This is a genomic window from Chryseolinea sp. T2, assembly GCF_037203685.1.
Lineage (GTDB): Bacteria > Bacteroidota > Bacteroidia > Cytophagales > Cyclobacteriaceae > Chryseolinea.
In genome coordinates this window covers 282,753-295,360 of record NZ_JBBCAU010000003.1, presented here as the reverse complement: position 1 = coordinate 295,360, position 12,608 = coordinate 282,753, and the positions used below count along the sequence as shown (strand labels likewise).

15 protein-coding genes are annotated in these 12,608 nt (G+C 46.2%); 5 read left to right on the top strand and 10 right to left on the bottom strand.

The features are described 5' to 3' along the window. Window positions 1–47 precede the first annotated feature (47 nt). The gene (locus WBG78_RS11055) at window positions 48–680 is read left to right on the top strand and encodes a hypothetical protein (RefSeq protein WP_337326484.1); all 633 of its coding nucleotides are present in this window, start codon (window positions 48–50) and stop codon (window positions 678–680) included. Window positions 681–728: 48 nt separating this feature from the next. On the opposite strand, the gene WBG78_RS11050 is transcribed toward WBG78_RS11055, so the two are convergent. The 4 genes from WBG78_RS11050 to WBG78_RS11035 all read right to left on the bottom strand — a co-directional run bounded on the left by WBG78_RS11050 (window position 729) and on the right by WBG78_RS11035 (window position 3,755). Then, window positions 729–1,463, bottom strand: a complete 735-nt coding sequence (locus tag WBG78_RS11050) for a LytR/AlgR family response regulator transcription factor (RefSeq protein WP_337326483.1) — start codon at window positions 1,461–1,463, stop codon at window positions 729–731. Then, the gene (locus WBG78_RS11045; protein WP_337326482.1) at window positions 1,460–2,512 is read right to left on the bottom strand and encodes a sensor histidine kinase; all 1,053 of its coding nucleotides are present in this window, start codon (window positions 2,510–2,512) and stop codon (window positions 1,460–1,462) included. The genes WBG78_RS11050 and WBG78_RS11045 overlap by 4 nt, the downstream gene beginning before the upstream one ends. 63 nt (window positions 2,513–2,575) lie before the next feature. Beyond that, a complete protein-coding gene (locus WBG78_RS11040) occupies window positions 2,576–2,923 on the bottom strand; it encodes a DUF4288 domain-containing protein (protein WP_337326481.1) in 348 nt (115 codons plus the stop codon). A 67-nt stretch (window positions 2,924–2,990) separates the two neighbouring features. Then, entirely contained in the window at window positions 2,991–3,755 is a 765-nt protein-coding gene (locus tag WBG78_RS11035) for a LiaF transmembrane domain-containing protein (protein ID WP_337326480.1), read from the bottom strand. A gap of 263 nt (window positions 3,756–4,018) precedes the next feature. Here WBG78_RS11035 and WBG78_RS11030 point away from each other — a divergent pair, with 263 nt between their 5' ends. Then, window positions 4,019–4,606, top strand: a complete 588-nt coding sequence (locus WBG78_RS11030; RefSeq protein ID WP_337326479.1) for a DUF4202 domain-containing protein — start codon at window positions 4,019–4,021, stop codon at window positions 4,604–4,606. A gap of 8 nt (window positions 4,607–4,614) precedes the next feature. Here WBG78_RS11030 and WBG78_RS11025 read toward each other — a convergent pair whose 3' ends face one another. Continuing rightward, window positions 4,615–5,097, bottom strand: a complete 483-nt coding sequence (locus WBG78_RS11025; RefSeq protein ID WP_337326478.1) for a low molecular weight protein-tyrosine-phosphatase — start codon at window positions 5,095–5,097, stop codon at window positions 4,615–4,617. Window positions 5,098–5,238: 141 nt separating this feature from the next. Then, window positions 5,239–6,267 (bottom strand): DUF6588 family protein, encoded by a 1,029-nt coding sequence (locus WBG78_RS11020; protein ID WP_337326477.1) that lies wholly within the window; start codon window positions 6,265–6,267, stop codon window positions 5,239–5,241. A 19-nt stretch (window positions 6,268–6,286) separates the two neighbouring features. Between WBG78_RS11020 and WBG78_RS11015 the strand changes: the two genes are divergently transcribed. Beyond that, window positions 6,287–7,627, top strand: coding sequence for a 3-deoxy-D-manno-octulosonic acid transferase (locus WBG78_RS11015; RefSeq protein ID WP_337326476.1), 1,341 nt, complete (start codon window positions 6,287–6,289; stop codon window positions 7,625–7,627). Next, a complete protein-coding gene (rsgA, locus tag WBG78_RS11010) occupies window positions 7,624–8,538 on the top strand; it encodes a ribosome small subunit-dependent GTPase A (RefSeq protein ID WP_337326475.1) in 915 nt (304 codons plus the stop codon). The genes WBG78_RS11015 and rsgA overlap by 4 nt, the downstream gene beginning before the upstream one ends. 1 nt (window position 8,539) lies before the next feature. Here the strand turns inward: rsgA and WBG78_RS11005 are convergent, their stop codons facing one another. The 3 genes from WBG78_RS11005 to WBG78_RS10995 are packed head-to-tail and all read right to left on the bottom strand — an operon-like array spanning window position 8,540 to window position 10,913. Next, complete coding sequence (locus tag WBG78_RS11005) at window positions 8,540–9,502, bottom strand: glycosyltransferase family 2 protein (RefSeq protein ID WP_337326474.1); 963 nt, start codon at window positions 9,500–9,502, stop codon at window positions 8,540–8,542. Beyond that, window positions 9,495–10,436, bottom strand: coding sequence for a hypothetical protein (locus WBG78_RS11000; RefSeq protein ID WP_337326473.1), 942 nt, complete (start codon window positions 10,434–10,436; stop codon window positions 9,495–9,497). Before WBG78_RS11000 ends, WBG78_RS11005 begins: the two co-directional genes overlap by 8 nt. Continuing rightward, window positions 10,437–10,913: an Mpo1 family 2-hydroxy fatty acid dioxygenase gene (locus WBG78_RS10995; protein ID WP_337326472.1), complete on the bottom strand. Its 477-nt coding sequence runs from the start codon at window positions 10,911–10,913 to the stop codon at window positions 10,437–10,439. 442 nt (window positions 10,914–11,355) lie between these two features. On the opposite strand from WBG78_RS10995, the gene WBG78_RS10990 reads away from it, so the two are divergent. After that, window positions 11,356–11,763: a response regulator gene (locus WBG78_RS10990; protein WP_337326471.1), complete on the top strand. Its 408-nt coding sequence runs from the start codon at window positions 11,356–11,358 to the stop codon at window positions 11,761–11,763. On the opposite strand, the gene WBG78_RS10985 is transcribed toward WBG78_RS10990, so the two are convergent. Next, window positions 11,753–12,580: an MBL fold metallo-hydrolase gene (locus WBG78_RS10985; protein WP_337326470.1), complete on the bottom strand. Its 828-nt coding sequence runs from the start codon at window positions 12,578–12,580 to the stop codon at window positions 11,753–11,755. The genes WBG78_RS10990 and WBG78_RS10985 overlap by 11 nt on opposite strands. Between the last annotated feature and the right edge of the window lie 28 nt (window positions 12,581–12,608).

Here is a 12,608-nt window from a genome sequence, read left to right as displayed (position 1 = left end):
GATGCCGGCTTTTTGATTATCTTTATCTGTCAATCCCATTTTTTGAAGTGAAATACACCCATTTTTTGACGAGGCTTTCAATAGGCGTCGTATTCTTACTTGTGGCGGCATGCCAGTCGCGTAATGAAGAAACCCAATCCGATGTGTCTGCGGCTTATGACACAATCGAGGCGCTTGTCGACACGGTGTCTCAACCATCCGGCGATGGCATTGAAATCGTTGAGTGCCCGCGTGGCACGCCCGAACGGATTGTAAAGGCCAGTATAGAGCCACAACCCACCTTTGAGCTGGACAAGAGTAAGAACGTTGCGTCGGAAACATTGCAGTTCCAAAACGGCGACAAGCTTGTTGTGACTAACGGAGGATGCGAATATTTTGTAGTTACGTTTCGTTTCGAAACTAATCGGTTCAAGGCTGACACAGCAGACATGATGTACTGGCTCGACAAATCGGCCGTGTTGGTGAGCGAAGTCTCAGACGCGATTGATGCACCGCTTGATTTTAATGATGGTGTCGCTATGATCAAAAAGGTCAACGGTCCGGAAGTCAAGTATGAGCCAGGTCAGGAGATAGTATACTCTGATGGAGAGATAAGACAGTTCGCCACCCTCGATCGCGTTCAGAAACTAAGCGATTCCAGGTACGCCGTTGAAGTTACATTTGCTCTCGGTCCTATCTAACTCAAGTTTAAGGCGAGTTATATCATAACGAGAGATATTTTACCCGAGCTATAGGCCAAGTACACCCTTCAATTTCGCATAACCACTTTTGCTGAGGGGAACCTTGGCACCGCTCTTTAGCAACGCAAGGTACGTGTCCTTTTCAAGAGGCTCTATCTTTGTTAACTGCTGCAAATTCAGCATGTATGAGCGATGGACTCGCACAAACTGAGATTCATCCAGACTCTTTTCATAGAAGCTCATGGTCTTTTTCTTCATGAACATTTCTTTCTGCGTGAAGATCTTTACATAGTCATCGTAAGCTTCGATGTAATGGATCTCATGAACCGGTACAATACGGATGTTGCTTCCTTCGCGGATAACGATACGGTTGCGCTCTTCGGGCTGGCGAACGTCTTCTGTCAACAATGCCTTTGGTGCTTCAGCATGCTTATGTTGCTGAAGCCACTTTTGAAGGGCTTTGTCAAATCGTTCTCTGCTGAATGGTTTCAACAGGTAGTCTATGGCGTGCGATTCAAAAGCCTTGATTGCGTATTCATCAAAGGCGGTCGTAAAGATTACGGATGGTGGCTGCTCCAGTAATTCCAGCATCTCGAAGCCATTGATCTTCGGCATCTGAATGTCGAGGAATATAAGGTCAGGTTTATGTTGCGTTATGGCTTTAACACCTTCGAACCCGTCGTTGCATTCCTGCATGATCGAAATCTCAGGATAGTTTTGGAGATATTCCACAACAATGCTACGTGCCAACGGTTCATCATCGATGAGAATAGTCTTTATCATATTGACTGTGGAATTTTTACTTCAGTGATAAATAGCTTTTCCTGAGTTCGCGTGGACAGAAGGTCGTTGCGCCCATAGAGCAAGTATAGCCTCCGTTGCACAGAACTGAGACCAAAACCTGTTCCCGAACGAGGTTGTGAGGTTTCGGGATCAAACGGATTCTCTACACGCAAGATTAAATGCTTATCTCCAGCAAGAGCCTCAATCCTGATCACGATCTCCCCAGTCGTATCATACAAGCCGAACTTGATCGCATTCTCCACGATCGGCTGCAATAACAGTGACGGCAGCATATTAGGACTGGCGGATTCCTCTGCAACAATCTCGGTGCTAAGCCGGTGTCCAAATCTCACTTTTTCTATGTCCAGATATAGCTGAAGATGTGACAACTCTTCCTTCAGGCTCACCAGTTGTTGATCATCTTTCTTAATCGTGCCGCGAAGGAAGTCTGATAATTGCTGAATCATCTTTCTTGCCTGTTCGGGTCGCACACCGGCGAGTGCACTGATAGAATTAAGGCTATTAAATAAAAAGTGAGGTTGCAATTGTTGTCTTAAAGTCGCGAGCTCCGCATCGCGCGCAAGTCGCACGGTGTCGCTTTCTCGTTTTTCTCCTGCTCGAACATCCTGCATGAAGAACCATGTCCAGCTGATGATGCCCATCAAAGTAATCATTAACCATGCAAGGACACCCCGGAAAATCTGAGATGATGCCAGGTAATTCAAATACGTTTCTGTGTGACCAAAGGGACCGTTAGTCATGAGGTAATTGTGCGCAATGACCGATAACACGGCGAGGCCTATGTCCCAAACGATCAGATAAACCGCATTCTTAGCATTTGGCTGATAGTACCGCATGGAGACAAACGTGATGTATCCGGCGGTTGCAATAAGCAGATTGAAGTTTACTGTATCAGCAAGCGCCAGAGATACAGGAAAGCCGAAAGTGTCATAAAGTGCGTACGTTTCTACTGCTACCAAGGCTGCTACCCACGACAACACGGCGATTACAATCTTTCGGGTTGATATCTTAAGCAGCTCCCTGGACATAATTTCAGTGGGTCGAATTACTGTACTGTGCATTTCTGATCAGGGCAAGTTACGTATTTCAACCTAGTTAGGCACGAAGGTCGCAAGTCGGATACCGATTGCCTTCATGTGCACGAAGTGAATGTAATTCGATCCTGCATCAGTCTCGTGGATGCGTGAGTGCAACTCAACGCCGTCCTCCAGAGCTGTCAATGGTGTCACTTCAGACACATTGATAAATTCCCATCGCACTTGCTTTTTCTTTTCATTATAGAAGCAGTCCTCCTCGCTCAATCCGAGGGCCCGCGCTTTTAGAAATGCTTCCTCCTGATCTTCTGCCGAGATCAGTCTTAGTTGTTCGTCGAATTGACTTGTCGACTCATTGCCTTCCTGCTTAATCGCGAATATTACTTTTGTTATATACCAGTTCATAAGTAAGACTTGAAAGATGATTAAAACCTGGGCCATATTGATAAGTCTAACGGTTGTTGCAGACTTATTAGAAACTCTTGATATCAATACCACCGAATATCGAGGTACCGCGCAATACCAATGTTTTGGTAGGATCAGTAACAGTGTTGTTGAATTGACGTTTGTCGTTAAGTCCGCCGAAGATGGTAACGACCTCTTCAGATTCGATCTTCCAGTGCGCAGGCACGATCAGTTTGGTACCTCCGAAAACCTGCACCAACTCAAGGGGTACACGACCAGTAATGTCTGCCTGTGTAAGGTTGATCTCAGCACCACCGAAAACGCACACACTTTCGCCACCTTTAAACTCTTTCGACAGCACCTGGTGCTTGTTCTCGCCAAATATGGTTACCGTTTCGAAGATGCCGGAATCACTCCTGTCAGCACTTGACTTACCGCGATCCAGAATTCTGAAAAGCGAATCGTTTTCAGGGCGAGTTCTTGATCTTAATATCATAATGAGGCCAACTCCGATGATCATGATGGGCCACAGATATTCGCGCAGTTCGATGCCTGGAACCATTTGGTCGATCAGGAACGCCGTACCAATTGCCATAGGAATCAGAAACCCGATGTTCCTGAAATGGTGGCGTACTCCGATGTAGAATCCCAGGACAATAAGCCACATCGGCCAGCTAAATACCCATCCGGGAAAGTACACACCAACTTCGCGGGCGAGCAGCATTGTGCCGACAGCGACGATCACAAGGCCTCCGAAAGTGCGACCGCTCCGGAATCTTTGATCACCACCACGTCGTTCATAATTTGTATTGGGATATTGTTGATTTTCCATTTCGTTGCTTGATTATGATGTAAATAACGGCTTAAGAATGGGCCCTGGCTATAGCAAAAAGGCCGTTTCATGCCACCGGTAGGTGAATACAGGATGGTGGTCGGTGAATACTCCCGGTGTCTGCAGTCATGCCTTCTATTCTTTGATTTCTGGCTGCATTGAACCCGGATTGTGGAGGTTCTTTTACGCAACCTGGTTTAAAAACAAACCCGATTTCTGTGTTCTATTGTCATGTGTTGTAACTTCAGGCTCAAATCTCAAATATGACGAGGACACAGCAGGTTGAACAGGCATTCTCTCACTTTGATGTGTACAATTATAGGGATCCCAATATCGAAGTCTGGAACGGCAAGTCATTTCCAAAGGAATTGCTGTACTCAATTCGAATGAGTGATCGCCTTTCGAAGTTTGCACCGGATTCTCCGGATCACATCAGACTGGCAGTAAGATGCCAGCACATCGGGAGATGGGAAATTCCGCGTAACACGTATCCAATGGACCGGAAAGGTTATCTGCAATGGAGAAACGCATTGAAGTTTCATCATGCAAAAATCGCCGGCGAGATTCTGACAACGTGCGGATTCGACGCTGAAACCATTGAAAAGGTGAAATTTCTTTTGTTAAAAAAAGAATTGAACCGCAATGCTGAAACTCAGTTGGTCGAAGACGTCATCTGTCTGGTATTTGTTGAGCATTACCTTGATGATTTCGCCTCAAAACATGATGACGATAAAGTTGTGGATATACTTAAAAAGACATTGATAAAGATGTCTTTGCGGGCAAAGGAAGAGGTTTCCAACCTTCCTCTTAAGCCAAAGGTATCTCAACTGATTTCGATGGCTGTAGCTTAGCCCGGGCGTTACCCCAGCCTTTTGCTTTCGGTCTTAACCAAAAACTCTACAAAGGCAGAGAGGGAACGAAAAAGTATTTCATATACGTCCTCGAAATGCTTTTGGTTGCCGTAATATGGGTCGGGAACTTCTTCGCCCGCATGGCCTGGGTCAAAGTCACGCATCATAATAACCCTTGATCTGTTTTGAGCATTGGCAAGGCGCTTAATGTTCTGATAGTTGCTTCTGTCCATAGCGAGCACATAATCGTACTCATCGAGATCTGCTGCGACCAGTTGTCTTACGCAATGATCGATGGCAATGCCCTTGCTGCGAACTGCCTGAATCGTTCTTGGATCAGCATCATCTCCAACATGATAGTTAGCGGTCCCGCAGGAATCAATTTCAACAACGTCTGCCAATCCCTGTTCTTTTATAAGATGTCTGAAAATGGCTTCTGCCATTGGTGAGCGACATATATTACCAAGACAAACAAAAACGACCTTAACCATTGCCATAAGCTTTATCGGGAGGCAAATTAAGAGCAATAGAGCGTAAACCTCAAACTAAGTCCTTCCATTTACCTGTTCCGTACGTCATTATAGTCGGGTTCAGCAAGGCAACAAAGGCTTTGTAGACTGCAGTTGCTTTCCCTAGTAGATCTTTGCTTCGCGAACGGAAACACCAAGACCCACACTTACCATGCTGTATTCCTGGAGGCTATACTCTCCACTTAAATAAATCGGGCCGAAGTTGAAACGCATTCCCGCTGCGACACGCATGCTGTTGTTCTTGAAATCGAGAGATATTGGATCTTTGAATGTGCCAACTTCTGGAATGACATAGGAGCCTCGGGTATTTGCGCTTGTTCTTGCAGTCGTTACACCAACGCCACCAAAGAATGTTACGATGGCGATCTTTTTGCTTATCAAAGCCTGATACAACCATCCATCCATGTTATAAGTCATCTCCTGTTTACGCTGGTCCATTGATGGTTTGGCAAAGGCATTTTCCAACGACGTTGCTCCATCTATGTGCGTATAGGCCACCAGTAAGGAGAGATCAAATGGAAGAATGCTGATCCCCTTTATATGTTGCTTGATGTCATGCATCACTCCAAAGCCGTACGCTTTGATACTTGTGTTATGAGATTTGATTTCCGGGAGCCAGCGGATTTTAAGGTCGGTGTTCTTATAGATCCCCAAAGACAACTGTGCTGTAGGGGCAAGCACACCGCTAATGCCAATGTTCTTTTTAAAGTCAACTCCCTTAGGTCCCGGGAACGAAGCCTGGCCATTGTTAACCGTATAAGTTGTAGCTACTTCGGGTCCACTAATTGCAGGTGCCAGTCCGTTCGACGCGGTAGAGGTGAATCCCGTCACCGTCTGCAGATTTAGTTTTCTCGGGTCGAAGTAATTGTATGAAGATGGAATCCCAACTCCGTGAACAGCAACTCCGATATCAAATCCGAAAGTCTTGTGCGTCTTTGCACTGTTATACCAGCCGCCGTTGAAGCCGTATGAAAGGCCTTCAATGGCAGGATTCAGATAGGCCTGAGTCAGTTTGCTGGCGTCCTGAGGACCGGCGACGAGGAAGTAAACGATGTCGTTTTCATCCTGGGCATAAAGGGCAGTTGTCGACATTGAGATCGCCACCATCCATAGCCGAAAAAGATGCTTCATTGACAAAGAGGGTTAAAAAATGCGAGCGTTAAATGTCAAAGATAACCAAAACCGCAAAGTGATTGGAGGTTTGATCGTGCTGTGTGCTAAAGGTGTTGCCGAAGGTTCGTATTTTTGCGACCAGATGAGGTTATTTTACGACGGCCTGATTCTGTTTCTGCGCGTAGCAGTTCGGGTGGGCGCCTGGTTTAGTCCAAAATTAGCGGCCTTCGTAAAAGGACGTATCAGCGCATTTGAAATGCTTCGTGCCAACGTGGGGGCGAAACCCGGTCCTTATATTTGGGTCCATTGCGCCTCACTGGGTGAGTTTGAACAAGGCAGGCCTGTCATCGAGGAGATTCGCAAGAGCTTTCCTGGTTATAGAGTTCTGCTTTCGTTTTTTTCACCGTCGGGATATGAGGTGCGTAAGAACTACGATGCGGCTGACGTTGTATCGTACCTTCCATGGGACACATCGAAGAACGCACGACAATGGCTGAGTGTTGTAAATCCTTCGCTTGTCATCTTCGTAAAGTATGAGTACTGGCATCATTACATTGCCGCTATCAGAGAAAGAGAAATTCCTTTGCTTTCCATCTCAGCAATCTTCAGGCCCAATCAGATATACTTTAAGTGGTATGGTGGTTTTTACAGAAGAATACTCAAAAAGGTTAATCACTTCTTTGTGCAGAATGATGATTCAGAACGATTGCTGACATCAATCGGTGTTAATCAGCACACGTTAGGAGGTGATACTCGATTTGACCGTGTGATGCAGATTGTTAGTCAGGCCCGGGAAATTAATCTTGCAGCGGAGTTCAGTAGGGGTAGCGTTGTCCTGGTAGCAGGTAGCATTTGGCCGGATGATTTTGATGCCTTGTTGCCTGCAATGAACGAAGGTCAGGCGAAATTTATCGTGGCGCCGCATGAAATATCAGAGCGCTTTTTGACATCGATGGAGAATGCATTGAAAGTGAAGCACGTTCGATTCTCTCGGGCACAGGTTACAGATGTGTCGTCGTACAACGTTCTGTTCGTAGACAACGTCGGCATGCTGAGCAGTCTTTATCGTTATGGAAGATATGCTTTCGTGGGTGGTGGCTTTCGCGAAGGACTTCACAACATCCTCGAAGCGGCCTGCTATGGGGTGCCCGTCTGTTTCGGCAACAAAGCTTACGATGTTTATCAGGAGGCGAATGATCTTATCGCAGAGAAGGCTGCGTTTGCCATTGCCGACAGTCAGGAACTAAGAGGGACAATACAATGGCTCGATCAACCCGACAACTATGCGCATGCTTCGTCTGCAGCACGTAAATATGTTGTAAGTCGCACCGGCGCCACAGAGAAAATTCTGTCATACTGTAATCGGCTGCTGAAATGAAAGGAATAGTACTTCGGTCCACAGGTTCATTCTATACTGTTCTTGGCGAAGACCATATCCGTTATAACTGCAGGGTGAGGGGCAAGATCCGTCTGGAGGGTATCAAAGAAACAAATCCTGTGGCAGTAGGCGACCAGGTCTTATTCGACACAGAACAAGATGTTGGTTCTATAATGGAGATACTTCCACGGAAAAATCATATGCTAAGGCAGTCTGTAAAAAAGACCGGCCATGCGCATGTGCTGGCAGCCAACATTGATCAGGTTCTCGTTGTCGCCACCATGGCTTTGCCTCGAACGTCCACAGGATTTATTGATCGGGTTTTAGTAAGCGCCGAGGCCTTCGGGATTCCTCAGATATTGCTATTGAACAAGCGGGATGTGATGGATGAGCAGGACAGGGCCGTGGCGGAAGAGATCCAATCACTTTATAGTTCAATTGGTGTTGAAGTTGTGATCGTATCTGCCCTTCATGATGATTTGAATATCGTAAAGGATTTGCTCAAGGGGAGGACTACGCTGATTGCAGGGCATTCCGGTGTGGGAAAGTCGACACTGCTAAATAGCATTGCACCGGAAATTGGTCAGGCCACCAGCGACATCTCTGATTTTACGGCCAAGGGTGTTCACACTACAACTTTTGCTGAAACCTTCGAGATAGGAGAGAAAACGTTTATCATCGACACTCCCGGTGTAAAAGAATGGGGACTTGTTGATATGAATGCTCAGGAGATCTCCGACTACTTTCCGGATATGCGGACCGTGCGTCTGGATTGCAAGTTTCAGTCACGTTGTTTACATATCAATGAGCCTGGCTGTGCAGTTAAGACTGCTGTTGCCGAAGGAAAAATAGCGCAAAGCAGGTATGACAATTACGTGAGGATGGCGAGTGGAGAAGACAATCGTAAATAGGCTACCGGCTCCCGAACCTTATCACCTGATACCATTTCCTTATACGCGAAAGAGGAAGTCTGAAAGCACTTAACAACAGCCATCCTCTATCTACAAGGCTCTTACTGCGCAACGCATACAATAGCTGTCCAAACTTTTTTGCAGCTATGGCATTGTCAGAGAGCGTCGACTGCCGCAGTTCATAGCGAATACGCTGTACAAGAGCGCCGCGATCACCACTATCACGGCAAAGCGCAATTGCCTTTTGACAAACGCGGTAAGTTGAGATAAGGTGCCGGCTAGCCGGAGCATATTGCCCAGACGAAAGTGAATGATTGATTAGTCGTATGAAATACAACCGTTCATTAAGGAAAGTATATCGGAATATGCGTGAAGAACGAACCCACAGATCGAAATCCTCATAGCTCAATTGCTCGTCATAGCCGTTCAGAGCATCCAATACTGTACGCCTCATCATCATAGTGGGACTGGCGATATAATAAGTTGTCAGGAGTTTTCGAAATACGTCTCCGGTTGCAACGTCCGTGATCAACCTATGCCGAAACAGGTGTTCGTAATGGTGCCGGATAACAACACCTTGCTCGTCGATGTAGGTTGCGTCTGTAAATACCACGCCAGTGTTATCGTCAGTAGCCAGAAAACAATTCACCTGCTTTTCGATGCTCTGTTCTTGCATCACATCGTCGGTGGAAAAGTCGATGATGAATTCTCCTTTTGCACGCGCATAAGCCTGGTTGAATGCTTTGCAGTTCCCTTCATTTTCTGTTGCTAGGGTGACTTCCAGGCGTGGATACTCGTCCTGAAGCTCACGAATAACGGCCGGGCTATTGTCTGTGCTGGCGTCGTCCCAAACGAGAATCTGAATGGCGGGATAAGTCTGTCGTAAAACCGACTCTATTGCTTCACGGACGAAACGTCCATGATTATAGCAAAGACAGATCACCGTCACGAGTGGCTTAGCCATGCGTGTAAACTTTTCGCAATGTAGGTTTCACAGAAGGCCGAGCCCCCATACGCATTTTGAACGACAACAGACTTATGTTAGGTCCTTCCTGAAGGCTTGAAGTTCCAAGGTCCAGCAAGGGAATATGGTTCGTTGAGCAATAGTCGTATAATGAAGCGATGAGCAGTACGGGCGGACTTAACTTGTCGGCCTGGCTATCGTGATCAATGTAAAATAGACTCAGGACACTGGAAGACACTCTTACAGCAATTGCAGCGCCGATCAATTCTTCCTTGGAATGGACGGCGAAGGCAAGATATCTGCCTGGAAATAGTTTGGTAGTTTCTTCAAGCTGATTCCAGGTCATCGACATCGGATAACCTTTTCGGTTGTGATGATTGGCGATAAACGAGTAGGCGTCATGGAGCTTGTTACCAGGCATTACAGATGCCGTAAGGCCAGCCTCCAGCGCTTTATTAAGGACTTGTTCCTCCGTCTTCCGCAGGACGTCAACAAAGTTTCCACTAACCGTGATACATGACGATAGATCAGCGTTTGATGATGTAAAACCCAGAGCATGGAGAAAGGAGAAGCTCATCGCTTGAGACCTGGGCGCATAGGCCTCAGGTGGAAATTTTATTACGGCTTCATCGACCGTGTCTGCAAGGTGCCCGTCGATGAATCGGATAAACTCATAAAGCGTTTCTGCAGATAAACCTGAAGAGCACTCTATACCTCCGTAAGGACTACGTACAGCGGTGTTTCCCTTCTTGCCGTTAATGTTGATCGACAATGAGGCGACGATTTTTCCGTTCTTATCATTGACTGCATAATAGCAGTTCCAACCAGATGCACATTGTAAAATCAGGTGATCGCGCAGATGAAAAAGCGTTGGCTCATAATCGTACAACGCTTCCTTGTCAGGCCATGCATGATAAAAAGAGACGTCTTTCAACTAATAAGGGATTCCAATTTTTTTAAAGATGAAGTGCATAAGCCATGCAGGTCCAATTAACAGAAATTGAATGTCTTTCAGAAACGATGGCTTTTTTCCCTCCACCTTGTGGCCATAGAATTGTCCAATCCAGGCTACTACAAAAATAGCAATACTTAACAACCATAGAGGTGCCACCTGGAACGCTGCTAATTTCTGAAGGATAAGTATACACAGAGCACCAAAAAGCATCATTCCTACGGCCAGCGGAACGGAAAGGGATACATAGTACACCAGTACCAGCACCAGGGCAACCCCGGCCCAGTTGGCATAGGGACTTTGACCCAACAAGGCCGACAATGAGCTGGCTGGAATAGATGCCAGAAGGCCCATAACACTCAGGAAAATGAGCGGAACACAGACCCAATGGATTGCTTTGTTGGTTTCGTTTTGATGGCTTTCGCCGTATTCTGTAAGGAGCTGTTCTATCTTCCGCATACAATTTAGGTTTCGAACAAATTACGGATTCGCTGATCAAATCTGCAAACGTTTCCAATGGGTTATAAATGCTGATTTTGCTGTCCATTCCCGATAAGTGAATTCCCAATCTTAGCCCAAGATCAATAAGTTGTGACAACGAATATTGCGTTTGAAGTAATGGTTTTATGTCGGTCAGAAATGTATCTCCGCTCAAGCGGGTGCGTGAAAAAAGATAACGCTTGCCCCATACGACGAATGCTTGTGATCACCGCGGAGATTTCATGTTGCTCCACTTATATCCCTGAATACCGTGATAATTAAAATATTTTTATTACCTTGGTCAGAAGTCGTGTCGTCGTTTCTAAACGCCCAATCAAATTCAGGAGAGTGATTGGAGGTCTCGGGCAAGGTAACGCATGCGCTAGCCCAGTCTCTTAGCCCAATTTTTTAAATATATTCTATGGGATCTGCTTGTAAGTTTCTCGTCATTGACGACAATGAAATCGACCGCCTCATCACTTCGAGGCTTCTAACCAGTGGTGGCATGACAGACGTTCATACCGTTAATGGTGGCCTGGAAGGTATCGACTGGATCAAAAAACATGTAAACAACATAGGACAAAAACTCGTTGTCCTGGTTGACATCATGATGCCTGGCATGGATGGTTTCCAGTTTATGGAAGCGTTTGACACGCTTGATACATCCATAAAACAAGTTGTCCAGGTTTTCATGCTGTCATCTACCCTTGATCCCCGCGATATCAAACGCGCGGCCAGTAACAAGACAGTGAAAGAACTCCTCAGCAAGCCTTTGCCAGTTGCAAAATTGTCAGCGGCGGTGCAGGATCTCGAAGTTGTTAGAACATAGTTAACTGTTCTGCAAATCTTGCCGGCACCGGTTCTCGCTTTGGAGAACTTACATTTCTGATGTGGAACAATTTGCTCTCCTTTTCTCTCGATGCTATAATGATCTGCGTATCGCCAGCCACCGGGTAAAACGTATCGCGGACTACACGTGGATGATTGTTGTTTTGTGAAAGATGCACCAGAAACAGGTGACTCATGAATGATGGACGATGCGCAATAAAAAGTTGGCGCGCCTGTTTGTTCGAGAGATGCCCAAATCCACCCCGAATCCTGTTCTTAAGGGCAAGTGGATAACCTCCCTGATCCAGCATTAACTCATCATAATTTGATTCGAGAAACGCTGCATGGCATTTCCTGAAATTGGCCACGACATTGTCACACGCAATCCCGATATCCGTAAAGATGCCGACGTTTACTGTGTCGTTCGATATCATGAAACTGACCGGATCGGCAGCATCATGTTTCTTTGCAAAGGCAGTGACACGAATCGCGCCTATGGTCACCGTTGTATCTGACGGAAGTGCTCGAACATGCTCATCCATCAGCCGCATATTGCCAGCGTTCCTTGTGTTCTCATTTATGTATACTGCTATTCGGTGCTTTTTTGACAGAGACGGAACACCATGGATGTGATCACCATGTTCATGGGAAACAAACACACCTTTTACCTTACGGAGTGACAGCCCCAGGCGTTTCATCCGCTTTTCGATCTCCCTGCATGATATTCCACCATCGATGAGCACGGCATCATCATCATTTCCCACGTAATAGCAATTGCCATTACTCCCCGAATTCAACGATGCAACAAATAGTGACATGTGATAAAAAAATATCCGATCCTCCTCA

Coding starts and splice junctions, on each gene's coding strand:
- WBG78_RS11050 (WP_337326483.1), bottom strand. CDS start 1,463: ATGATAAAGACTATTCTCATCGATGATGAACCGTTGGCACGTAGCATT.
- WBG78_RS11045 (WP_337326482.1), bottom strand. CDS start 2,512: ATGTCCAGGGAGCTGCTTAAGATATCAACCCGAAAGATTGTAATCGCC.
- WBG78_RS11040 (WP_337326481.1), bottom strand. CDS start 2,923: ATGAACTGGTATATAACAAAAGTAATATTCGCGATTAAGCAGGAAGGC.
- WBG78_RS11035 (WP_337326480.1), bottom strand. CDS start 3,755: ATGGAAAATCAACAATATCCCAATACAAATTATGAACGACGTGGTGGT.
- WBG78_RS11030 (WP_337326479.1), top strand. CDS start 4,019: ATGACGAGGACACAGCAGGTTGAACAGGCATTCTCTCACTTTGATGTG.
- WBG78_RS11025 (WP_337326478.1), bottom strand. CDS start 5,097: ATGGTTAAGGTCGTTTTTGTTTGTCTTGGTAATATATGTCGCTCACCA.
- WBG78_RS11020 (WP_337326477.1), bottom strand. CDS start 6,267: ATGAAGCATCTTTTTCGGCTATGGATGGTGGCGATCTCAATGTCGACA.
- WBG78_RS11015 (WP_337326476.1), top strand. CDS start 6,287: ATGCGAGCGTTAAATGTCAAAGATAACCAAAACCGCAAAGTGATTGGA.
- rsgA (WP_337326475.1), top strand. CDS start 7,624: ATGAAAGGAATAGTACTTCGGTCCACAGGTTCATTCTATACTGTTCTT.
- WBG78_RS11005 (WP_337326474.1), bottom strand. CDS start 9,502: ATGGCTAAGCCACTCGTGACGGTGATCTGTCTTTGCTATAATCATGGA.
- WBG78_RS10995 (WP_337326472.1), bottom strand. CDS start 10,913: ATGCGGAAGATAGAACAGCTCCTTACAGAATACGGCGAAAGCCATCAA.
- WBG78_RS10990 (WP_337326471.1), top strand. CDS start 11,356: ATGGGATCTGCTTGTAAGTTTCTCGTCATTGACGACAATGAAATCGAC.
- WBG78_RS10985 (WP_337326470.1), bottom strand. CDS start 12,580: ATGTCACTATTTGTTGCATCGTTGAATTCGGGGAGTAATGGCAATTGC.